Below are 600 nucleotides of genomic sequence, written 5' to 3'. Positions count from 1 at the left end.
GCGCGCGCGGCCTGATGGTCGACGTGATGACGACCTACGGCGTCGATTCCTTCCAGGGAAAGCTGGCCGCCATCATCCAGGGCTCGACCGAGACCACGTTCTACGTGCTGGCCGTGTACTTCGGCAGCGTCGGCATCAAGGACACGCGGTACGCGCTGGCTTGCGGGCTGTGGGCCGACCTGATCGGGCTCGTCGGCGCCGTGCTTGTCGCCTACCTGTTCTTCGCCTGACCGGCTAGGGCGGCCCCCAAGCGACGCCGCGGCCGCCCGCCCTCTACAATCGATCGCATGGAACAGTGGATCGACACGCTTTTTGCCACGCTCGCCCTGCCCAAGGTCGGGCTGCCTGCCATCTTCGTCGTCAGTTTCATTTCGGCGACGCTGCTGCCGCTGGGCTCCGAGCCGGCGGTCTTTGCGTACATCAAGCTCAATCCGGACATGTTCTGGCCCGCCATCGTGGTGGCCACACTCGGCAACACGCTGGGCGGCATGGTCGACTGGTGGATGGGCTATGCGGCCAAGCTGGCGCTGGTGCGCTACCACCTGGCGCGCCGCCGCCGCCAGCACAACGCCGAGCACGCCCCAGCACGTGCCGCACCCC

The 600-nt window shown here is 67.5% G+C and carries 2 pseudogenes; both read left to right on the top strand.

The features are described 5' to 3' along the window. Positions 1–230 (top strand): annotated as a pseudogene (locus FUT88_RS25920) (hypothetical protein); the annotation flags it as partial. 57 nt (positions 231–287) lie between these two features. Then, positions 288–600 (top strand): annotated as a pseudogene (locus FUT88_RS25915) (YqaA family protein); the annotation flags it as partial.

Origin of the sequence: Ralstonia sp. TCR112, from assembly GCF_007997035.1 — a bacterium.
In the GTDB taxonomy this organism is placed as follows: domain Bacteria; phylum Pseudomonadota; class Gammaproteobacteria; order Burkholderiales; family Burkholderiaceae; genus Ralstonia; species Ralstonia edaphi.
The sequence above is the reverse complement of the archived record's forward strand: the minus strand, read 5'-3'. Positions and strand labels throughout refer to the sequence as shown.